The organism is Hymenobacter sp., assembly GCF_035709525.1.
Taxonomy (GTDB): domain Bacteria; phylum Bacteroidota; class Bacteroidia; order Cytophagales; family Hymenobacteraceae; genus Hymenobacter.
The window spans coordinates 1-21,185 of the sequence record NZ_DASTEP010000033.1; the positions used below are offsets into that span (position 1 = coordinate 1).

Here is a 21,185-nt window from a genome sequence, read left to right on the forward strand (position 1 = left end):
GCGGCTTTTTCCATAACTCAAAACTCAGAACTAAAAACTCTTAACTCCCTTACACCGTGATGCCTTCGGCTACTACCTCTTTCACCTCGGGCACCATGCGCTTGAGCAGGTTTTCGATGCCCGACTTGAGGGTGACGGTGGCCGAGGGGCAGCCCGAGCACGAGCCTTGCAGGTTCACGGTCACGATGCCTTCGCGGAAGCTTTTGAAAGTGATGTTGCCGCCGTCCTGCTCCACGGCGGGGCGCACATAGTTGTCGAGCAGGTCGATGATTTTCTGGCTCGTGAAGCCGTCTTGCTGGGTGGGGTCGCCGGCGCTGGCGGCTTGGGCGGCCTTTTGCTCGGCGGCGGGGTCCACGGTAAAGAGCGTGCCGCCGGCCTCCACGTAGCTCTTGATGAACTGGCGCAGCTCGGGGATGATGCTCGTCCAGCCCAGCTCGGGCTGAGTTTTGGTGATGGTCACGAAGTTTTGGGCGATGAACACCCGGCCCACGTAGTCGAAGCCGAACAGCTCCTGCGCGATGGGCGAGTTGGCGGCGGCCTCCACGGTGGGGTAGTCCACGCTCACGCCGTCGGGCAGCAAAGTGGAGTTGAGCACGAATTTCATGCTCTCGGGGTTGGGCGACGCCTCGGCGTAGATGGAGATAGCAGACATGATTTCTAAGGACTTAGTTGCAAATGAGAAAGACCGGCCAGCCGCCAGCCCGAAGCCAAAGCCAGGGCAGCGGCGCTCGCCGGGCAAGCAATATTCCCTCTAACAACGACCGGGCGGCAGAGGTTGCGGCGGGAAGCTAACGGCGGCGCGCTACTCATTTTTTTAGGCGCTGGCGGCCAGCGCAAAGGTAGCGCCGCAACGCCGCCCAGCTTATTTTTAATTAGACTAAATACAAACAAGCTTGAGATTCACTTTTACCTTTGCGGCATCGTTTTTCATCAAAGCTTAATGTCTGCAAGTAGTACTCTTTCGCTAGGTCGCGTGTCGCTGGGTTTGCCGTTGTTGTTTGCCACCAGCATTGCCTGCGCTCAAAATATTGTTATTCAAGGCCATATTGCCAATAGCGCCACTGGCCAGCCGGTGGTGGGGGCCTCGGTAGCCCTGCGCGGCACCACCGTGGGCGCCGACACCGATGCCAACGGCAACTACCGCCTGCCCAACGTGGCCCCCGGCAGCTACACGCTGGGCGTGCGCCTGGTGGGCTACGCCACCCAGGAGCGCCGCGTAGAAGTAACCGACGGCCCCTACGAGCAGAATTTCGGCCTCGCCGCTACCCAGCAAGACCTCGACGAAGTGTCGGTGACGGCGGCCCGCAACCGCTACCACCGCCCCAACCCCTCCAACTCGCTGCGCCTGGGCGAGCCGCTGCTCGAAGCCCCGCAAAACGTGCAGGTAGTAACCAACCAGCTACTGGCCGACCAGCAGATTTTTACGCCCATTGAGGGCATTGCGCGCAACGTGAGCGGCGTGATAGCGCCGGGCCATTGGAACAACGTGTACGCCCGCATCAACATCCGGGGCTTTAACACGGGCTTTGGCTCGCTGCGCAACGGCCTGAGCACGGGCAACTACTTCGGCCCGCTGGCCGAGGATGCCTCGTTTATCGAGCGCGTGGAGTTTGTGAAGGGGCCGGGCGGCTTTCTGGTGAGCAACACCGAGGCGGGCGGCTTCTACAACGTGGTGCTGAAAGCGCCCACCGGCACCAGCCGCAAGGCCGTGGGCCTCACGCTGGGCAGCTTTGGGCAGTACCGCGCCACGGCCGATGTGGACGGCCGCCTCAGCCGCGACAACAAGCTGCAATACCGCCTCAACGTGATGGGACAGAGCATCGACTCGTACCAGGGCTTCGATTTCAACCGTAAGGTGGCGCTGGCCCCGAGCCTGCGCTACCTCATTGACGACAAAACCACGGCCACGGTGCAGTACGTGTACCAGTACTCGAACTTTTCGACGGCCGGCAACTACCTTTTTTCGCCCAATGGCTACAAGAGCCTGGCGCAGGACTTCGCGGTGTATGACCCGGTGATGGGCTCGTCGCGGGTGAACGACCACAGCCTCTTCGGCAACGTGGAGCACCGTTTCAGCGGCAACTGGAAGCTGACCGGGCAGGTGGCCTACCTGCGCTACGCCATGCGCGGCCTCTCCACCTGGATTGGGGCGGGCTCGTTCAATCCGAACATGTCGTTCACGGTACCGGCTACCAACGGGGCTACTCCAAACCGCACCATCGCGGGCACCAACGTGCTGAACCGCTCGGTATTTCTCTACGACGTAGACAACTACACGCTCGCGGGCCAGGCTTTTTTGAACGGCACCGTCGAAACCGGGCCGGTGCAGCACCGCATTATCGTGGGCCTCGATGTGTCGAATAAAAGCTACGCGGCCGACTTCGGCGCGGCGGGTTTCTTGCCCCTCGACATCACGGCCCCGGTTTACTACGGTGCGCCGCCCGCTACGCTGCTCAACCAGGATGCGCTGCGCGACGCGGGCCCCCTCGACCGGCGCGGCACCGCCAAGGGCCTGACCAAGTACGCCGGCGTGTACGTGCAGGACGAGCTGGGCTTTTTCGACAACCGCCTGCGCCTGACCCTGGCCGCCCGCTACTCCAACAACAACAACGTGCAGGCCCGCATCAAGAAAAACGTAGTAACGCCGCGCTTTGGCCTGAGCGCCACGGTAGCCCCCGGCACGGCCGTGTATGCGCTCTACGACCAGTCGATTGTGCCGCAAACCGGGCAGGACTTCAACGGCAATTCCTTTGACCCGCAGCGGGGCCGCAATATCGAAGCCGGCCTCAAGCGCGAGTGGTTCGACGGGCGCTTCAATTCGACTATCACGGCTTTTAATATTACCAAAACGAACGTCCTGACGGGCGACCCCGTCAACCCGACCTTCTCGGTGCAAACCGGCGAAGTGCGCTCGCGGGGCATCGAGGCCGACTTTATGGGCGAGTTGCTGCCCGGCCTGAACCTGGTGGCCAACTACGCCCTGCTCGACGCCACCGTAACCAAAGACAACGCGCCGCGCAACGCCGCCGGCAACCCCACCCGCGACAGCTACGAGGGCCGCAAGCTCGGCGGCACCGCCAAGCACAACAGCAACGCCTGGCTGACCTACCGCTTGCGCCAGGGCGCGCTCAAAGGCTTGGGACTTTCGGGCGGAATGCTGTGGCAGGTAGAGCGCTACGCCGGCCTGGGCAACGCGGGCGAGAAGCTGCCCGACAACTACTTCCGCCTCGACGGCGGCGTGTCGTGGCAGGGCGAGCACCTGAGCCTCAACCTACTGGTGAACAACCTCACCGGCCGCTACAACTACAACGCCGGCACCTACGTGCCCAACGCTACCCCGGCCGCCAGCCTTACGCCCTCGGCCATCGGCAGCTACTACTACTGGCAGCCCGAGGCCCCGACCAGCTACCGCCTCACGGTGGGGTATTCGTTTTAAAATAAGTGATAAACGTCCGTCATGCTGAGCGCAGCGCAGCGGAGCCGAAGCATCTCTGCCGCTTCATTGCTAAGCGTCAAGAGTTAGTTCACCGATAGAGATGCTTCGACTCCGCTGCGCTGCGCTCAGCATGACAATTAAATTCACCTCGCCATGACCTTCAAAAAGCTAATCGGCAAGTTGCACCTGTGGCTCGGGCTCGCGTCCGGGCTCATCGTGTTTATCGTGAGCATCACGGGCTGCCTCTACGTGTTTCAACGTGAGATTTTTGAGGTCGTGCACCGCGACGCGGTGTTTATTACGCCGCCCGCTGCGGCAGCCCAGCCCCTACCCTATAGCGTAATCTGGCAAAAGGCTCAGGCGGCGCTGGGACAGGACCAGCAGGTGTACTACGCCAACGCCTACCGCGCCCCCGACCGCGCCTGGAGCTTTATGACCTACAAGGGCACGCCCGGCAAGCCCTACTTCGGTGGGCAGGTCGAGGTGCTGCGCTCGGCTTATGTGAACCCGTACACGGGGCAGATTACGGGCATTATCGACAATAAAACGGAGTTTTTCCAACTCGTAAAAAGCGTGCATTGGGACCTGCTGCTCGGCGATGCCGGCCGCTGGGTGGTGAGCTACAGCACGCTCACCTTCGTGCTGATGCTGCTGAGCGGCCTCGTGCTGTGGTGGCCCAAAAACAAGGCTGCCCGCAAGCAGCGCTTCAAAATAAAGTGGGACGCCTCGGGCAAGCGCCTCAACTACGACCTGCACAACACGGTGGGTTTCTACGTGACGCTGGTGAGCCTTGTCATCGCCCTCACCGGCCTCACCTGGTCGTTTGACTGGGTGCGCAACGGCATCACCTACCTCGCCACTGGCCACACGGCCGACGCCCACGGCGGCAAAGGAGGAAAAGGCGGCAAAAAAGGGATGAGCAAGGAAAAGCCCGCCGCGCTAAGCGCCGCCGACCAGGCCCTGGCCGACCAGACGCTAAACGCCGCCGTGCGCGACGCCTGGCAGCGCATCCCGGCCGCCGTGCTAGTATCGGCCAAGCCCCTCACCAGCCTGAAAGACCCGCTCACGGTGCGCGTGAACGAGGGCGAAGGCATCCGCTTCCGCTCCGACCAGCTGACGTATGACGCCCGCACCGGCGCGTTTCAGAAAGCGGAGCTGTACCGCGATAAGCCCGGTGGCGAGCAGTTTATCGGCATGAACTACGACATCCACGTGGGCGCTATTCTGGGCTGGCCTACCAAAATCCTAGCCTTTGTGGCTAGCCTGGTGTGCGCCACACTGCCCGTCACGGGCTTCTTCATTTGGTGGAATCGCCTGAAGAAGAATAAGAAGCCGCACCGGCAGCCGGCATCTAAGGTAGCCGTGGAGCAAGCCGTAGCGGCTTAGCTGTAACACCAAGCTCCAGCTTGGTGAACCATTGTTAAGCTATTCAAATGTGGCTCAACAATGGTTCACCAAGCTGGAGCTTGGTGTTACAGCTTGTTGGCCCGCGCGCGCAGCAGCAGGTCGGCCAGCACGAGCTGGGTCATGGCCTCCACGATGGGCACGGCGCGGGGCAGCACGCAGGCATCGTGCCGGCCGCGGCCCACCAGCTCGATGCTTTCGCCCTGGTCGTTGATGGTAGCCTGGCGCTGCAACAGCGTGGCCACGGGCTTGAACGCCACGCGGAAGTACACGTCCTGACCGTTGGAGATGCCGCCCTGGCTGCCGCCGCTGTGGTTGGTGCGCGTGCGCACGCGGCCAGTTTCGTCGGTGTAAAACTCGTCGTTGTGCACCGAGCCGGGTAGCTTGGTGCCTTCGAAGCCCGAGCCGAACTCGAAGCCTTTCACGGCATTAATACTAAGTAGCGCGTGGCCCAGCACGGCCGGCAATTTATCAAAAACCGGCTCGCCCAGGCCGGGCGGCAGGCCGGTGGCTACGCCGGTTATCACGCCGCCCACGGTGTCGTGCGCGGCCTGCGCGGCGCGGATGCGCGCCTCCATGCGGGCGGCGGCTTCGGGCTCGGGGCAGCGCACGGCGTTGCTTTCTATCAAACTCAAATTCAGGTTTTCGTAGCTTTCGGTCAACTCGACCTCGCCCACGGCCGACACGTAGGCCTTGACCTCGACGCCGAAATGCGCGAGCAGCCGGGCAGCCACGGCGCCGGCGGCCACGCGGGCGGCCGTTTCGCGGGCCGAGCTGCGGCCGCCGCCGCGGTAGTCGCGGCGGCCGTATTTGGCGTCGTAGGTGTAGTCGGCGTGGCTGGGGCGGTAGGCGTGCGCAATGTGCGAGTAGTCGCCCGAGCGCTGGTCGGCATTGGCAATGAAGAGGCTGATGGGCGTGCCCGTGGTGTAGCCCTCAAACGTGCCCGACTGCACCAGCACGGTGTCGGCCTCCTTGCGCGGCGTCGTCAGGTCCGACTGCCCCGGCCGCCGCCTATCGAGCGCCGCCTGAATCTCGGCCACGTCGAGCGGCACGCCCGCCGGGCACCCGTCAATAATTACCCCAATGCCTACCCCGTGCGACTCGCCGAAGGTGGTGATGCGAAAAAGCGTTCCGAAAGAATTCATATCATTTAACAATTAACATTTATCATTTAACAATCAACTGTCTACCCACTTAGTGAAGCTACTTTTTGCTAAGCGCTTAGCAGCTTGTTAAATGATAAATGTTGATTGTTAAATGACCTCAGCTGCTGCGCCACCAGCCCACGGCGGCCACTACCAGCAGCCCGCCGATAAGCCAGCCGGCGTAGCGGCGCACGTCGCGGTACACGTCGAGGGGCTGCACGCGGCTGTCGGCCCAGGCCAGGGCAGGGCCGTAAAACGGGTCGTCGGCCGGGTCGGCGGCGGCCACGGGGCGGGCCTGCCCGCTTACTACAGGCCGCAATTCGGCGCGCAGGGTATCGTAGCGAGCGGTGGCGGGGTCGAAAAACACGAGCTTAAACAACGTATCGAGGCGCACCGGGCCGGGCTGGCGCGGCACCAGCCGAAAGCGAAAGCTTTTGCGCGGGGTGCCGTCGGGCAGCTTTTCCTCACGAATGTCGGGGCCGTACACGTCGAGCTGCGGGGTGGCGCGCGGGGCGGGCAGCACCAGCGCCGTCGCGTTGCCCGCGCCCTCTACCCCGAAGGTGTACACAAAGGCCTCGCCCGTGCGAAAGCGCGTGCTGCTGATGCCTTCGCGCAGCGCGTAGCTGCCCACGGGCACGGTAGCGGCCGGCGCGCCGGGCCGGGCCGGCAGCGGGCGCACGGCCACGCGCAGGGCAGGCGCGGGGTAGGTTTTGTACATGGCCAGCTTGTTGTCCTCGCCCGGTTGGGGGTTTTTGAGGAGCTTGAACTTGGTCATGGTGAGGGCCAAGGCCGGAAACCGCAAGTCCTGCGCCGTGAGCGGGTAGTACGTGTTCTCGGCCAGGCGAAAGCGTAGGTAGCGGGTGCCCGCGCGCCTCACGGTATCGGGCACGGTGGCGGCCTCGGCGGCGGGCACCTCCCAGGCGGTAGGCTGGCGCAACTGCTGCGTGAGGGCGGCCAGCTGCTCGGTAAAATTGAAGAAGTTGAGCACCGCCTGGTCGGCCGGCTGCACGTACAGATACAAACCTACGCGCACGCCCTCGCCCACATATACCTGGGCGCGGCTGGCTTCGAGCACTAGCTCAGCGTGGTCGGCGGGCTCGTAGAAGTACTTGGCTTTGGGCGGGCCCAGCAGGTGGTCGAGCGAGCCCACGCCCTGGCCGGGTGCCACCTGCGCCTCAGTGAGGTCGGTCGGCGTGGGGGCCGCCACGCGCACGCGGCCGCCGGGGCTGTGCAGCACCTGCCCGTTCACGGTGAGGTCGAAGGGCGGCACGGGGTAGGTGCCCTCGGCATAGGGCGCGTAGCGTTGGGTCAGGGTTACTTCGGATACGTTGCGGCGGCCGGCCACCAGCCGCGTGGCGGTACTCGTGACCAGGCCGGCCTTGCGAAAGCCTTCTATCTCCGGAAAATCGGAATGGGTACTAATGGTGCCCTGCACCCGCACGCCCAGCGAGTAGGTGGCCGCGAGCGGCACCACGGCCGGGCCGGGCACCAGCTCGGCGGCCGGGGCGGGCGCGGGCTGCTGCGCCCGCGCGGGCACCGGGCCAGCCAGCCCCAGCAGCAGGCAGGCTACCACCCAGCTCAAGCAAAAGAAGCGGCGCGCGGCCAAAGCGTTTTTCAAACCAAAAGCGACAACGAAGCCCAAAGGTCGGTAGTGCGGGCGGCTCATGCTACCCAGGGCGGCGGCCAGCCGCCCCCAAAAACTACGTAGCGCGCTTCGGCAAACCCGTAAAAGCCTCTCAGAAAACACGCAAATGCGGAAGTTGCTTTCAAAGGTCCAACCCGCTCCCACCGGGCGTAGGCCTGCACCATAGGCGGACGTAGCAGACCAGGCAGTAGGCAGTTAGGTAGGGGCGCGCGGCGGTGGCGAACTGCGCAAATAGCTCGCAATTAGCATATTCAGTTAAAATCCTGCCTGTAGGCGCGCCGTAGAATTTGCGCCCACCGGTCCGGAAAGCACTGATTTCCTGGCGGCGGGCACTTCACCCTTTCCCTGTTTTCTTTTATGTCTCACAACCCTTCTACTGGTTTGCAGCCGCATGAGGCTGGCATCGACCGGCCGCTGCACGTGCCCATCAAGCGGCGCTCCTTTTTTATGTATGCCGGGGCCACGGCCGGCGCTACGGCGCTGGTGCTGGCCGGCTGCGACAAAGACGATAACAACAACCCCTCGCTGCTGGACGTGGGCTCGGGCGATGGCGGCATCCTCAACTACGCCTACGCGCTGGAGCAGCTCGAAGCCGCGTTTTATGCCCAGATAAAGCTCGGCAGCTACTACACGGGCTCGGCCATCACGGCGGCCGAAAAGCAGATTTTCGACGACCTGGCCTTGCACGAGGCCATTCACCGCGACTTCTTGAAAGCGGCGCTCGCTGCCGCCAGCATCACGCCCCTGCCCGACCTGAAGCCCGAGTTCGGCAGCATCAATTTCGGCGACCGCAACAGCATCCTGGAAGCCGCCCAAACCTTTGAGGACACCGGCGTGGCCGCCTACAACGGGGCCGGCCGCTTCCTAACCAGCAACGCCAACCTGGCGCTGGCCGGCAAAATCGTGTCGGTAGAAGCCCGCCACGCGGCGCTCATCCGCGACCTGCGCAGCTACAATACCTTCGTAGACAACACGGTAGTGAACCTCTTCACCCAAACGGCCGGTGCGGCCCCCGGCACCGGCAGCGCCGCCAGCCCCCAAGGCAATGGCAACCCCGGCCCCGGCCAGGAACGCTCGAAGCGCCCGCCCACGGTGCTGGCCTCGGTCAACAACTTCCTGGCCGACGGCTCCAAGCTTTCGGCCAACAGCTTCGCCTAGCGCGGCGCGTGGTTTTCCCTTCTACCTCCTTGCCTTGTTTCTATCATGGATTTTTTTCAACTACTCTCCGACCTGGAGAAAGCCGACCCCGAGTTTCTGGACCGCCTCAACCCGCGCCGCCGGGTGTTTCAGCACCTGGGTAACACCGGCAAAAAAATGACGGCCGCCGCCGTGCCCGCCCTGCTGGCGTCGTTCTTTAACAAAGCCTACGGCCAGACCACTACCCTGCCCGCCAGCGTCACGGCCGTGCTCGACCTAGCCTTGCAGCTGGAGTACCTGGAGTATTACTTCTATGATACGGCCCTGAATACCAGTGGCCTGATACCGTCGCAGGAGACGGATGCCGTGCGGATTATCCGCAACGACGAGGCCGGGCATATTAACTCGCTGCGCAGCATTCCGGGCTGGACGCCCCGCGCCGACCCCGGCCGGGCGGCCTTCGACTACTCAGGCGGCAGCGGCTCGGGCACCGGCCCGATGGCCGCCGCGCTCGTGCCCGGCGGCGTCAATGCCAACGGGGCCGTCTTCTTCGGCGCGGCCCAGGCGTTTTCCGATACCGGCATGCGGGCCTACAAGGGCGGCGCGCCGGTGCTCAACACCGCCGCTACCAAAGATATTCTGGAGGCGGCACTCAACATCCACTCGGTAGAGGCGCGGCACAACTCGCACTTCCGCACCGTGCGCCGCGCCATCGCGGCCAACAGCCTTGGCTCGGCAGCCGCGCAGGCAGTAGCGCCCTACGACACGGCTCCCAAAAGCTGGATTAGCCTCATCGACAACGGCGGCCCCGCCGCGCCCAACGGCAGCAAGCCCGCTGCGGCCGTGTACGGCCCCGGCAGCCCAGCCACCGGCGCGCCCGACGCCTCCTACCCCGCCGAAGACAACGTGAGCCAGGCGGGCACGCCCCTCACGGGCCTCAACGCCGCTTACACGGCCGAAGCCGTGTCGGAAGCCTTCGACGAGCCCTTCGATGCGGCCACCGTCAAGAGCATCGCCCGCGCCTTCGTGACGCCCGCGAGTGGCTTGTTCGTGTAGCTAATTTCACCACTTTTTCGGCCAAAAGCCGGCAGCTTTCTTCGGAAGGCTGCCGGCTTTTGGCGTTTAGGGCTATTTATCTAAAAATATTATTCATAAATAATTCATTGATTCATTGCGGATTATCGCCCCACCACCGCTTTCCAAATCGCGCAGGTTAGCTTTTACTAAGCCCCACCATAATCCAAGCGGCGCAGTTCCTACGTAAGTCGACCAGGAAGCCCAACCATAGGAGCTTACAAGGGTGCTGCGGCAGCCTGCGAATACACAGGGATAATACAAAACGAGCAAGGCCAAAATTTTGTACCAGCAATTTTTACCTCCAGCGTATCCCTTTAAATTCATTTAACGTACAGGTTTTTCAAAATTCGGGTGCGCGCTGACGGTGGCTCCAAGCAGTAGCTGCTTTTAGAAATACATCCTATTTCTTTCTTTTTTTCCCTTACCATGTCCCACAACCTCTCCCCTGGCTCCCAGCCGACTGCGGCTGACCTCGACAAGCCCCTGTACGTGCCCATCAAGCGGCGCTCGTTCTTTATGTATGCCGGGGCTACGGCCGGCGCTACGGCGCTGGTGCTGGCTGGCTGCAGCAAAGACGATAACAATACTCCCGGCACGGTGAGCGTGGGCTCGGGTGACGTGGGGGTACTCAACTACGCTTATGCGCTGGAGCAGCTCGAAGCTGACTTCTACACCAAGGTGCGCACGGGCTCCTTCTACACAGGCTCGACCATTACGGCGGCCGAAAAGCAAATTCTGGATGACCTTTACTACCATGAAGTTATTCACCGCGAATTCTTCAAGGCTGCTATTGGCACCAATGGGGCAATCAAGGCGCTGGAAACGGTGTACCCGGCCAACACTTTCAGCACCCGTGCTTCGGTATTTGGCACTGCCAAGGCTTTCGAAGACCTCGGTGTGGCTGCTTACAACGGGGCTGGCCAGTACATCACCTCGCCGGGCTACCTGTTCCTGGCCGGTAAAATCGTGTCGGTAGAAGCCCGCCACGCGGCTATCATCCGCGACCTGCTGACCGAAAATTCCTTTGTAGGCAATGACGTCATCACGCTGACCTCGGCTGGCACCAGCAGCTTGGCTACCAACAACTCGCCCGCTAACTCCAGCCTGGAGCGCTCGATGACGCCTTCGGAAGTAGTGGCCATTGCCAACACGTTCCTGGCCGATGGCTCCAAGCTCGACGTGTCGGGCCTGCGCTAACCTCGTCTATCTCGGTTTTTCCCACATTCCTACTCAGCATTTATCATGAATTTCTTTCAAATCCTCTCCGAGATAGAGAAAGTTGACCCCGAGGTATACGACCGCCTCGACTCACGCCGCTCCGTATTCAAGCACATGAGCGGCCTGGGCCAGAAGCTTTCGGCGGCCGCTCTGCCGCTGGCGGTGGGTGCTATCTTCAATAAGGCCTATGGCCAGACGCCCGCCGGCCTCGCAGCCAACGACGTGCTGAACTTTGCGCTTAAGCTGGAGTATCTGGAAATGTTCTTTTACCAGCAGCGCACCGCCGTTACGGGCCTGAGCTCGACTACGAGTGCCGCGCTGGCGCTCATCGGCACCGACGAAGCCAACCACGTAACCTTCCTGCGCTCGGTGCTGGGCAATGCCGCTATTACCGCGCCTACGCTCGCTACGTTCGACTTTACCGCCAAAGGTGCCTTCAACCCTACCGATGCCACTACTTACCTGGCGCTGGCCCAGGCACTTGAGGACACTGGTGTACGTGCCTACAAAGGTGCCGCGCCGCTGACCAACGTGATGGCTAACAAGACGATTCTGACCGCCGCCCTCAATATTCACTCGGTAGAGGCGCGCCACGCTTCCCACATCCGCGCCATCCGCCGCGCCGCCGTCAATGGCTCGGCTAGCAGCGTGATGCAAGGCGTAGCAGTAGCTCCTTACAATACCGCACCCAAGAGCTGGGTATCGGGCACCGACAGCGCTACCCCGGTTACGGCCCGCGCATCGGCCGCCAACGTACATGGCGCTGGTGTTGACACGGGCGCTGCTACCTACGGGGCCAGCGCTGCTAATGGCACCACCGCTGGCGTAACGTTCCCCTCCGAGAGCAACGTCACGCAGGGTACCATCGCCCTTTCTGGCACCACCCTCACGGTGGCTTCTTCTTTCCCCTCAGCAGCCTTCTCGGAAGCTTTTGATGAAGGGCTGGATGTAGGTACGGTGGCCTCGATTGCCAATAACTTCTCCGTTAGCGGCAACTATTTCGGCTAGGCCGGTTGCATAGCTGCGCAAAGCGCACACAAAAAAGGCGACCCTTTCGGGTCGCCTTTTTTGTGTGCGCTTTGCGCAGAGCCAAACTACCGCAGAAAAATAGCAGTATCTTTATACCGTTTGAAAGCTGCCCGCAGCAGGTGAGCGCGTGGCTTGGCTGGCTCGTTTAAATTAGCAAGTATGGCCAGCCAAAAATCTCGTTCTTCCGTATAAGGTAGCCGCCCGACACCCTACCTACCCCACCCATTTTCCTCCCACCCTATGTTAGAGTACGTAAAAATGATTTTGCTCAAGGTTAGCTTCAGCAAAATGCTTTTCGAGAAAGAGTTGCGCAAAGCGTTGCGCCATATTTTACCTACCGAGCTGTCGGCTTTCAAAAGCTGGTGCTACGAGCAGTTTGCCCGCGTACATTGGACGGTGATGAACCGGATTTTTGCCCAGCACGCGCCCGCCGCGTAGCTTTTAGTTGATTTTCTTGTTGTTTTTGCGCGCCAGCCTCAGCCCTCCAGCTGGGGCTGGCCCGTTACAAACCGGATGTTGCGCTTTAGCCCCTCGTAGCCCGTGCGCTTGAGGGGCGACTGCTTGAAGAGCGCCTGAAACACCTCGTGGGTGATGTCCTGCCAGTCGCTGCTCGTCAGTTTGGCCAAGTCGGGGTGCGGGGCAAACTGCGGCTCCTGCGTGGGTTTTGAGAACCGATTCCAGGGGCACACGTCCTGGCAGATGTCGCAGCCGAACACCCAGTTGCCAAACTGCCCGGCCACGTCGAGCGGGATAAGCTGGTCTTTGAGCTCGATGGTGAAGTAGCTGATGCACTTGCTGCCATCTACCACGTAGGGCTCGGTGATGGCGTTGGTGGGGCAGGCATCCACGCACTTGGTGCAGGTGCCGCAGTAGTCGCGGATGGCCCCGTCGTAGTCCAGCTCCACGTCCACTATCAGCTCGGCAATGAAGTAGAACGAGCCCGCGCCCGGCGTGATGAGGTTGGAGTTTTTTCCAACCCAGCCCAGGCCGCTTTTCTTGGCCCAGGCCTTGTCCAGCACTGGGGCCGAGTCCACGAAGCAGCGCCCGCCCACCTCGCCGATGTTGGCCTGCATGTCGGCCAGCAAGGTTTTGAGTTTGTCCTTGATGACAAAGTGGTAGTCGCGCCCGTAGGCGTACTTGCTGATTTTCAGCGTATCGGCGGGCTGCTGTGCTTCGGCCGGCGGGTAGTAGTTGAGCAGCAGCGAAATCACCGACTTGGCCCCATCCACGAGCAGGCGCGGGTCGAGGCGCTTGTCGAAGTGGTTTTCCATGTAGCCCATTTTGCCGTTCATGCCCTTCTTCAGCCAGTTTTCGAGGCGCGGGGCTTCTTCTTCCAAAAACTCAGCTTTGGAAATGCCGCAGGCCATAAAGCCTAATTCGGCGGCGCGGCGCTTGATGTAGGGCGTCCATTCGGCGTGCAGTAGCATCAGGCAGCGGGGTACGGCAGCAGTTGCAGGCCGTCTTTATCCAGAAAACGATAATCCTTTTGGTTTTTGCTCAGCAGCAGCAGGTCGTACTCAATGGCTGTGGCGGCGATAAGTGCGTCGGCAACCACAAGCTTATGGCTCAGGAAATACTTGGTCACCAGTTCATCGGCGCGGGTAGCGATGCGCGCATCCAACCCGACCAGGTTCAGACGCTTCAGCAGCCGCTCGGCTTGTTGCTGCGACTCCCGGTTCTGGCAGCCCTGAATGGTTTCCATACGCGAAACGACGCTAACCGCTACCGGGCCCTGACTCAGCAGATTTTCTACTAAATCGACGGCCAGCGGTACTTTGCGCAGCGCATCAATCAGCACATCCGAATCAATTAGGGGAAACGTCATTTCTAGCTAAGGCTGGCGTAGGCCACGGCGCACGTCATGGATGTAAGTAGCCCCATCCGTAATGTCGGTACGGGTCTCCCACCCGGCTGTCTCCGTTTGCTCGGCCTGCTTTTCTTCGCTGGTGAGGGGCATGGCCGCGCGCATAATGGGGGGAATTTTGGCGGGGAAGTTTTGCTGCCCCAGCAACAACACTAATTGCTCGATGGTAACGCGTGCTTGCTCGGGCAAGGCCTCAATCTGGGCAATGAGCTGTTGGGTTTCCATAACTTAAAGGTACGTAGAAAGCAAAAACGCGCCGCTGGCAGCGGCGCGTTCCGTTGAGCAAAAATTCACAGAGCCAAGAATGGGCGCTATTGCGTAATCTCAGCAAACAAATCGCCATTATTCCCGCGCAAATGGCTGGGCAACAGGCGCCCCAGGTGCTGATAGGCCGCCTCGGTAGCCTCGCGGCCCCGCGCCGTGCGCTTGATGTAGCCTTCCTGGATGAGGAAGGGCTCGTAAACCTCTTCGATGGTTTCGCCTTCCTCGCCCACCGCCGTGGCGATGGTGCTGATGCCCACCGGACCACCTTTGAACTTGTCGATGATGGTGGTGAGAATGCGCTTGTCCATGTCGTCGAGGCCGCGGGCATCCACGTCGAGCGCGCCGAGCGCAAACTGCGCGATTTCCTGCGTGATGGTGCCGTTGCCCTTGATTTGGGCAAAGTCGCGGGTGCGGCGCAGCAGGTTGTTGGCGATGCGCGGCGTGCCGCGCGAGCGGCGGGCAATCTCGTAGGCCGCATCTTCGTGAATGGGCGTGTGCAGAATATCGGCCGAGCGCTGCACGATGGTAGTCAGCAGCTTAGAGTCGTAATATTCTAAGCGGGCCGAGATGCCGAAGCGCGCCCGCAGCGGGGCCGTGAGCATGCCCGAGCGCGTAGTAGCCCCAATGAGCGTGAAGGGCGACAGCGAAATCTGCACCGAGCGGGCGTTGGGGCCCGAGTCGAGCATGATGTCGATGCGGTAGTCCTCCATCGCCGAGTACAAGTACTCTTCCACCACAGGGTTGAGGCGGTGGATTTCGTCGATGAAGAGCACGTCGTGCGGCTCCAAGTTGGTGAGCAGGCCGGCGAGGTCGCTGGGCTTGTCGAGCACCGGGCCGCTCGTCATTTTGATGCCCGCGCCCAGCTCGTTGGCGATGATGTGCGAGAGCGTGGTTTTGCCGAGGCCGGGGGGGCCGTGCAGCAGCACGTGGTCAAGGGCATCGCCGCGCATTTTGGCGGCGGCCACGAATACCTTGAGATTTTCGAGGATTTTATCCTGGCCCGTAAAGTCGTCAAAGCTCAGCGGGCGCAGGGCTTTGTCGATGTCCTTGTCGGTGGCATCAAAACTTTCGTTGCTGCCAGTGAGATAGGCTTCGCGCATAGTGGTAGTTTATTCGGTTGCGGGTTGTCGGCTGGCCATAGGAAACAGGCTATTGGCTAACCAATTTAGTTAGCAAAAAGCTCCCGTTCCGGCGTAGAAAACAACGTTATTCGCGCGGCAGTAGCACTTCTATTTCGAGGTGCAGCCAGTCTTCTTCCCAGGCTTTGTGGGCCAGGCGGGCGGTGAGGGGGTAGCCAGCGTCGAGTAGGCGGGCCACGGTTTCGTTGCGGGTTTCGGGCAGGTAGCCGAGCCAGTAGCTGTTTTTGTCGTCGGCCGCGCCCGAATGCACTTTCACGGCCCAGTCGTCGTACTTGCTGTCGGCTTCGCGCTCGAGGCGCAGGGTTTGGCCCACTTTGAGCTTTTTTTCCTGAGCGGGCAGTTCGGGGCGGTGGGACGTGCCGGCAACCAGGCATTCCAGCAAAACAAGGGGAGAAGAAGCGGCCATAAGGTGAAGAAGGATAAGTGGTGCTGGTCTTTTTCGCAGCGGCCAGCAGCCCAAGCACGGCCTAAAAGTAAGCCGATATTAAAATAGTAGCCCAGTCAATAAGCTGTTAGCCCTTGGCTGTTAGCCGTTAGCCTCCCGATAAGAAGAAAGCTAACAGCTAATAGCCAAGGGCTAACAGCTTAAAAAAACCAACTAGTCTTTTAGGTCGCCGCCTTCTACGTTGCGCTGGTCGAGGCGGTCGGGGGCTTTGTTGGCGTTTTGCTCGGTGTCGTGGCCACGCTGGCTGGCACCCTGGCCGTCGCTAGCCACGGTTTTTGCTACGCCATCGCTGGTTTGGTCGTCGGCCTGCACATCGGGCGAGAAGTTACCATCGCCCGAGCGGGTGCGCAGGCGGTGGGGCAGGTCGGGGTCGGGGCCGCCCTGGCGCATGTCGTCGCCCTGCTCGCGGTAAGCTTCTTTGTCGTGCTCGCGGCGCTCCTGGCGGCGGGTTTCGGCGTTTTCGGGCTGGTTTTGGTGGTCGGTGGCCATACTAAGGAAAAGGCTAAAAGGGTGGTAGAATGTGCTGGCTATACGGTGGGCATCGGCCGAGCGTTGGCCAAGGCGCGGCGGAGGTAGCGCCACTCGCCCGTGGCGGCTACTTTCGCGTATACTTCTTCACCTAATCCTCACTTTATGAAAAAGCTCCTGCTTCTCACGGGCATTGGGCTGGCGGCAGCCGGCTCGTGGGCGTTTTATCCCAAAGCCCCGGCCGCCACGGCGGCCAGCGGCGGCTACCTCATGGTGATTGGCAGCGGCCGGCCGGGCACGCAGTCCACCGCGCCCGAAATCGTGGTGGTTCAGCCCGATGGCACGCGCCAGGTGCAACGCCTGCCCGACATCAAAATCGGCACTGAGCGCAACAGCACTGCCGCCGCCGTGGACATCCACCGCGCCGAGCTACTGAAAGTCAACGCCCTGGTAGCCCAGGGCTGGCGGGTGGCCCACGTCACGCAGAGCACTGTGGGCGTGGGCGCCACCACCGAAACCATGTATCTGCTGGAGCGGCCGTAAACAAATTGCTGCGCCTGATGGAAACCACTGGCATTCAGATGCTTCTTATCGCCGGCAGGCAGATGTAACTCCGGCAGAGCTGGCTCAGCTACCCGATATCTGCGCTGTTACTCGACGCGGCGGGCGACCAATACGGCGATTACAATGCACCGGTACCGTAGGTGAAACAGCCACTCGCGCAGCTGGGGCCGGCGGGCGGCGTGCATATGGTATCAGTGAGGTAGATTGCAGGTGTTTTTCTTCACCGCATTCTTTCATCTTAACATGAGAAAAGTATTCCTTTCATTGGCCTTCGCGCTGGCCGTAGTTAGTGCGTGGGCGTTTTATCCAAAGGCCCCTCAAGCTAACGGTTTCATGATGGTTATCAGCCGCTTTAGTGGCACTGGCTTCAGTTCTAAGGGGACAATTATTGTTATTCCACCCGATGGACAAGCGCAAACTCAAGAGCTGGAAACCAAAACGGGAACCCTTAACAAAATATCCGGCTCCCTCGACCAGCTGAGTATAGCGGAGCTTAAAACCCTGAATGACCTCCGGGCTACCGGCTGGCGTCTAAAAACCAGCACCCCAGTTGTACTGGGTAATGGTGCCATTACCGAAACTGTTTATGTATTGGAAAAAGATTAACCTACCTTTTTATAAGAGCCGCCACCTAGAGAGGTAGCGGCTCTTTGCCTATTTAAATGCCTGAATACCCGTAATATCCGCGCCCGTGATGAGTAAGTGAATATCGTGCGTGCCCTCGTAGGTAATCACCGATTCCAGGTTCATCATGTGGCGCATGATGGGGTACTCGCCCGTGATGCCCATGCCGCCGTGAATCTGGCGGGCCTCGCGGGCTACGTGCAGGGCCATTTCCACCGAGTTGCGCTTGGCCATGCTTATTTGGGCGCTGGTGGCGCGGCCTTCGTTTTTCAAAACCCCTAAGCGCCAGGCCATGAGCTGGGCTTTGGTGATTTCGGTAATCATCTCGGCGAGCTTCTTTTGCTGGAGTTGGAAGCTGGCGATGGGCTTGCCGAACTGCTCGCGCTGGAGCGCGTATTTCAGGGCCGACTCGTAGCAGTCGATGGCCGCGCCGATGGCCCCCCACGCAATGCCAAAGCGCGCCGAGTCGAGGCAGCTCAGCGGGCCTTTCAGGCCTTCCACGTTGGGCAGGATGTTTTCTTTCGGAATCCGCACGTTGTCGAACACCAGCTCGCCGGTGATGCTGGCGCGCAGGCTCCATTTGTTGTGGATTTCGGGGGTGGTGAAGCCGGCCATGCCGCGCTCCACGATAACGCCCTTGATGCGGCCCTGCTCGTTTTTGGCCCACACCACGGCTACCTGGCACTCAGGCGAGTTCGATATCCAGAGCTTGGCACCGTTCAGGATGAAGTCGTCGCCGTCGGCTTTGAGGTTGGTGGTCATGCCGCCGGGGTTCGAGCCGTGGTCGGGCTCGGTGAGGCCGAAGCAGCCCAGCCACTCGCCGCTGGCCAGCTTGGGCAGGTACTTACGGCGCTGCTCTTCCGAGCCGTACTGGTAGATGGGAAACATCACCAGCGAGCCCTGCACCGAGGCCGTGGAGCGCATGCCCGAGTCGCCGCGCTCAATCTCCTGCATAATGAGGCCGTAGCTGAGGTAGTCGAGCCCGCCCCCGCCGTACTCCTCCGGGATGGTGGGCCCAAACGCGCCCACCTCGCCAAACTTGCGCACGATTTCCGACGGAAAATGCGCCTGCTGCGCCCACTTTTCGATGTTGGGCGAAATTTCCTTTTTAACAAAGTCGCGGATGCTCTGGCGCACCAGGATATTCTCCTCGGTCAGCAGCCCATCGAGGTCAAAGTAGTCGGTGAAGCCGTTGGCGTTGGTGCTGCCTTTTTGGGCGGTGCGGGCTTTGGCTTCGGGCGAGAGTACGTCGGCAATGGAGGACATGGGCGGGAGAGGCTAGGGTTTAGGCAAATGTAGGGCGGGATGTAAAACGGAGTGGCACTCCGTTTCGCGTCTGGTATTGCCCGAACGCGGAAACGGAGTGCCACTCCGTTTTACATAAGCTACTGGTAAACCACCGCCAGCGCGATTTCCTCCCCTACCCCAGCCGCGCCGCTTACCTCTACCACCGCGCCGCCCGGCAGCTGCACGCGCAGCCGCCCACCGGGCAGCACGGCTAGCACGCGGCCCGGCACCGTGGCCGGCGCGGCCGGCACCACGGGCGGCCCCACGCGCAGTACCCGGCCCAAATCCAGCTCCACCACGCAGTCGGCGAGGCGGGCTATTTCGGCGGGGTCGTGGCTGATGAGGATGGTAGTGAGCGTAAACTGCCGGTGCACGGCGGCCAGCACGTCTTGCAAGCGCAGGCGGGTAGGCAGGTCGAGGGCCGACAGCGGCTCGTCGAGCAGCAAGAGGCGCGGGCGGCGGGCCAGGGCGCGGGCCAGCGCCACGCGCTGCTGCTGCCCGCCCGAGAGCACGGCCGGCCGGCGCTCGGCCAGCTCGGCTAGCTCCAGCAGTTCCAATAATTCATCCACGATGCGGCGGGCCTTGGGCTGGCCCTCGGCGGCAAAGGCCAGGTTTTCGCGCACCGTCATGTTCGGAAATAGGGCGTAGTTCTGAAACACGAAGCCCAGCGGCCGGCGCTGCGGCGGCAGCCACTGGTGGCGGGCGTGGTCATACCAAGCGCTGTTTTCAGCTTTGATAAAGCCCCCGTCGGGCCGGTCGAGGCCGGCCAGCAGGCGCAGCAACGTGGTTTTGCCCGCGCCGCTGGGGCCGCTGAGGGCTACTAGCTCGCCGGGGGCCAGCGTGAGGGCCACGTCGAGCTGGCGCGGGCCGGCGGCGGTGTGCAGGGCTTTGGTGAGGTGAAAATCTATCACGAGAGGCGGTCAGCGTCTTTGCGGGTAAACCAGTAGAGCGCCACCAAAATGACAAATGCCACGGCCAGCAGCGTAAGCGCGTAGGCATTGGCCTGGTCGTAGCGCAGGCTCTGCACCTCGTCGTAGATGGCGATGGAGGCCACGCGGGTGCGGCCGGGCAGGCTGCCACCTATCATCAAGACTACCCCAAACTCGCCCAGCGTATGGGCAAAGGTGAGCACCGCGCCGTTGAGCAGCGCGGGCTTCATGTTGGGTAGCAACACCCGCCACAGCGTAGTCAGGCGCGACTTGCCCAGCGTGTACGCAGCCTCGCTGAGCGCGCGCGGCACTTGCTGAAAGCCCGCCTGCAAGGGCTGCACCATAAAGGGCAAGCTGTACACCAGCGACCCCACCAAGATACCGGCGAATGTAAAATTCAAGCTCAGCCCCAGCCGGTTAATCAAAAACCGCCCCACCGCCGTGCTGTCGCTGAAGGCCAGCAGCAGGTAAAACCCAATGACCGTGGGCGGCAGCACCAGCGGCAGGCTCACCACGGCCTCCAGCAGCGGCTTGAGGCGACTGCGGCCGTGGGCTAGCGCATACGCCAGCGGCAAGCCCAGCAGCAGCAGCAGCGCCGTGGTGCAGGAAGCCAACGCCAGGGTCAGGCGCAGGGTTTGCCAGTAGTCGGGGGGCACTGCTTCTTAAATTAGAAATTATGAACCAACCAATTTCGCTTGTCATGCTGAGCTTGCGAAGCATCCTATCACGTTAGAATTAAGTTGTTCCAGCGCGATAGGATGCTTCGCAAGCTCAGCATGACAGGCATTTTTTTAAGAGCTGACTCTACAAGCTAAAGCCGTATTTTTTCAGTGCTGCCCGGGCCGCCGGGCTGGCTACGAAGGCGGCAAACTCCCTGGCCGTAGCATTATCCTGCGCCTGCTTCAGCACCACGTAGCTCTGCCGCAAAGGCGTGTGCGCCGTGGCCGGAATCAAATAAAACCGCCCCGCCCGGCGCAGCGCAGGGCTCAGCGCCAGCGAATAAGCCAGAATGCCGGCCTCGGCCGCGCCGGTAGCGGCGTACTGAGCCGCCTGGCCGATGTTTTCGCCCAGCACCAGCTTGGGTTTCAGCTGGTCGTAGAGCTTATAATACTGCAGAATTTCCTCGGCTTTGCGGCCGTAGGGCGCGTGGGCGGGGTTGGCGATGGCGAGGCGCCGGAGCTGCGGGTCGCGCAGGGCGTTCGGGCCCTGGGCTGGCACGTCGAGCTTGCGGCTCCAGAGCACCAGCCGGCCCTGGGCGTAGGGCACGGGGGCGCCGGCCGTGCGGCCAGCCTGCTGCAAGCGGCGCGGGTAGTCGCTGTCGGCCGAGAAAAACATATCAAACGGTGCGCCGTGGCTCAGCTGCTCAAAAAATCGGCCCGACGAGCCATACACTACCGTCACGTTGGCCTGCGGGTGCTGGCGCTTGAAAATCGTCACCAGCGAATCGAGGGCGTATTTGAGGTCGGCGGCGGCGGCGATGGTGAGCGGGGGGGGCGGCGCGGGGCGGGCG

The 21,185-nt window shown here is 61.8% G+C and carries 22 protein-coding genes; 9 read left to right on the plus strand and 13 right to left on the minus strand.

The window, feature by feature from the left end:
- Positions 1-49 precede the first annotated feature (49 nt).
- Complete coding sequence (locus VFO93_RS02945; protein ID WP_325132821.1) at positions 50-652, minus strand: NifU family protein; 603 nt, start codon at positions 650-652, stop codon at positions 50-52.
- A gap of 288 nt (positions 653-940) precedes the next feature.
- On the opposite strand from VFO93_RS02945, the gene VFO93_RS02950 reads away from it, so the two are divergent.
- Entirely contained in the window at positions 941-3,436 is a 2,496-nt protein-coding gene (locus VFO93_RS02950; protein WP_325132822.1) for a TonB-dependent receptor, read from the plus strand.
- 153 nt (positions 3,437-3,589) lie between these two features.
- The gene (locus VFO93_RS02955) at positions 3,590-4,822 is read left to right on the plus strand and encodes a PepSY-associated TM helix domain-containing protein (RefSeq protein WP_325132823.1); all 1,233 of its coding nucleotides are present in this window, start codon (positions 3,590-3,592) and stop codon (positions 4,820-4,822) included.
- An 86-nt stretch (positions 4,823-4,908) separates the two neighbouring features.
- On the opposite strand, the gene aroC is transcribed toward VFO93_RS02955, so the two are convergent.
- Together aroC and VFO93_RS02965 are read right to left on the minus strand one after the other, a co-directional pair.
- Complete coding sequence (gene aroC, locus VFO93_RS02960) at positions 4,909-5,985, minus strand: chorismate synthase (protein ID WP_325132824.1); 1,077 nt, start codon at positions 5,983-5,985, stop codon at positions 4,909-4,911.
- A 118-nt stretch (positions 5,986-6,103) separates the two neighbouring features.
- Complete coding sequence (locus tag VFO93_RS02965; protein ID WP_325132825.1) at positions 6,104-7,603, minus strand: BatD family protein; 1,500 nt, start codon at positions 7,601-7,603, stop codon at positions 6,104-6,106.
- A gap of 384 nt (positions 7,604-7,987) precedes the next feature.
- Between VFO93_RS02965 and VFO93_RS02970 the strand changes: the two genes are divergently transcribed.
- From VFO93_RS02970 to VFO93_RS02990, 5 genes are all read left to right on the plus strand, one after another.
- Complete coding sequence (locus VFO93_RS02970) at positions 7,988-8,788, plus strand: ferritin-like domain-containing protein (RefSeq protein ID WP_325132826.1); 801 nt, start codon at positions 7,988-7,990, stop codon at positions 8,786-8,788.
- Positions 8,789-8,833: 45 nt separating this feature from the next.
- Positions 8,834-9,823: a ferritin-like domain-containing protein gene (locus VFO93_RS02975; protein ID WP_325132827.1), complete on the plus strand. Its 990-nt coding sequence runs from the start codon at positions 8,834-8,836 to the stop codon at positions 9,821-9,823.
- Between the two features lie 447 nt (positions 9,824-10,270).
- On the plus strand, positions 10,271-11,041 hold the full coding sequence (locus VFO93_RS02980) for a ferritin-like domain-containing protein (RefSeq protein ID WP_325132828.1): 771 nt from the start codon (positions 10,271-10,273) through the stop codon (positions 11,039-11,041).
- Between the two features lie 45 nt (positions 11,042-11,086).
- Positions 11,087-12,070, plus strand: coding sequence for a ferritin-like domain-containing protein (locus VFO93_RS02985; RefSeq protein ID WP_325132829.1), 984 nt, complete (start codon positions 11,087-11,089; stop codon positions 12,068-12,070).
- Between the two features lie 261 nt (positions 12,071-12,331).
- A complete protein-coding gene (locus VFO93_RS02990; protein ID WP_325132830.1) occupies positions 12,332-12,529 on the plus strand; it encodes a hypothetical protein in 198 nt (65 codons plus the stop codon).
- A gap of 38 nt (positions 12,530-12,567) precedes the next feature.
- Here the strand turns inward: VFO93_RS02990 and queG are convergent, their stop codons facing one another.
- From queG to VFO93_RS03020, 6 genes are all read right to left on the minus strand, one after another.
- Positions 12,568-13,518, minus strand: coding sequence for a tRNA epoxyqueuosine(34) reductase QueG (gene queG, locus VFO93_RS02995; RefSeq protein WP_325132831.1), 951 nt, complete (start codon positions 13,516-13,518; stop codon positions 12,568-12,570).
- Positions 13,518-13,916 carry a type II toxin-antitoxin system VapC family toxin gene (locus tag VFO93_RS03000; protein WP_325132832.1) on the minus strand — a complete coding sequence of 133 codons (399 nt, stop codon included), beginning with the start codon at positions 13,914-13,916 and terminating at the stop codon, positions 13,518-13,520. The genes queG and VFO93_RS03000 overlap by 1 nt, the downstream gene beginning before the upstream one ends.
- Positions 13,917-13,922: 6 nt before the next feature.
- A complete protein-coding gene (locus VFO93_RS03005; protein ID WP_325132833.1) occupies positions 13,923-14,180 on the minus strand; it encodes a hypothetical protein in 258 nt (85 codons plus the stop codon).
- An 86-nt stretch (positions 14,181-14,266) separates the two neighbouring features.
- The gene (ruvB, locus tag VFO93_RS03010; RefSeq protein ID WP_325132834.1) at positions 14,267-15,319 is read right to left on the minus strand and encodes a Holliday junction branch migration DNA helicase RuvB; all 1,053 of its coding nucleotides are present in this window, start codon (positions 15,317-15,319) and stop codon (positions 14,267-14,269) included.
- A 106-nt stretch (positions 15,320-15,425) separates the two neighbouring features.
- Complete coding sequence (locus VFO93_RS03015) at positions 15,426-15,764, minus strand: HIRAN domain-containing protein (RefSeq protein ID WP_325132835.1); 339 nt, start codon at positions 15,762-15,764, stop codon at positions 15,426-15,428.
- A 192-nt stretch (positions 15,765-15,956) separates the two neighbouring features.
- Positions 15,957-16,292, minus strand: coding sequence for a hypothetical protein (locus VFO93_RS03020; RefSeq protein ID WP_325132836.1), 336 nt, complete (start codon positions 16,290-16,292; stop codon positions 15,957-15,959).
- Between the two features lie 144 nt (positions 16,293-16,436).
- Here VFO93_RS03020 and VFO93_RS03025 point away from each other — a divergent pair, with 144 nt between their 5' ends.
- Entirely contained in the window at positions 16,437-16,814 is a 378-nt protein-coding gene (locus VFO93_RS03025) for a hypothetical protein (protein ID WP_325132837.1), read from the plus strand.
- A 264-nt stretch (positions 16,815-17,078) separates the two neighbouring features.
- The gene (locus VFO93_RS03030; RefSeq protein WP_325132838.1) at positions 17,079-17,441 is read left to right on the plus strand and encodes a hypothetical protein; all 363 of its coding nucleotides are present in this window, start codon (positions 17,079-17,081) and stop codon (positions 17,439-17,441) included.
- 48 nt (positions 17,442-17,489) lie between these two features.
- Here VFO93_RS03030 and VFO93_RS03035 read toward each other — a convergent pair whose 3' ends face one another.
- The 4 genes from VFO93_RS03035 to modA all read right to left on the minus strand — a co-directional run.
- Positions 17,490-18,725 (minus strand): acyl-CoA dehydrogenase family protein, encoded by a 1,236-nt coding sequence (locus VFO93_RS03035; RefSeq protein WP_325132839.1) that lies wholly within the window; start codon positions 18,723-18,725, stop codon positions 17,490-17,492.
- Positions 18,726-18,844: 119 nt separating this feature from the next.
- Positions 18,845-19,657, minus strand: coding sequence for an ATP-binding cassette domain-containing protein (locus VFO93_RS03040; protein WP_325132840.1), 813 nt, complete (start codon positions 19,655-19,657; stop codon positions 18,845-18,847).
- Positions 19,654-20,331, minus strand: coding sequence for a molybdate ABC transporter permease subunit (gene modB / locus VFO93_RS03045; RefSeq protein WP_325132841.1), 678 nt, complete (start codon positions 20,329-20,331; stop codon positions 19,654-19,656). The genes VFO93_RS03040 and modB overlap by 4 nt, the downstream gene beginning before the upstream one ends.
- A 148-nt stretch (positions 20,332-20,479) precedes the next feature.
- Positions 20,480-21,185: molybdate ABC transporter substrate-binding protein (gene modA / locus VFO93_RS03050; protein WP_325132842.1), on the minus strand; the 706-nt coding region annotated here is incomplete at its 5' end.